This is a genomic window from Mordavella massiliensis (genome assembly GCF_016901695.1).
Lineage (GTDB): Bacteria > Bacillota > Clostridia > Lachnospirales > Lachnospiraceae > Claveliimonas > Claveliimonas massiliensis_A.
The window spans coordinates 1-236 of record NZ_JACJKS010000110.1 but is presented as its reverse complement, the minus strand read 5'-3'; the positions used below and the strand labels follow the sequence as shown (position 1 = coordinate 236).

Below are 236 nucleotides of genomic sequence, written 5' to 3'. Positions count from 1 at the left end.
TACGGCCGGGAGAAGGTGCTGATCCCGCCGCCGCAGTTCCTGATCTTTTACAATGGAAAGGATAAGCAGCCGGACCGGCAGGAGCTGCGCCTGTCCGACCTGTATGCCGTGCCGGCGGAGGAGACCTGGCTGGAGCTGAGGGCCGTGATGCTGAATGTCAATGCGGGACACAGCCCCGGGCTGCTGGAGGCCTGCCAGACGCTGAAGGAGTACTCCCTGTACGTGGACAGGGTGCG

General features: G+C 64.0%; 1 pseudogene. It reads left to right on the top strand.

Annotation, left to right across the window (positions count from 1 at the left end):
• Positions 1-236: pseudogene (locus tag H6A20_RS13330) on the top strand (hypothetical protein); the annotation flags it as partial.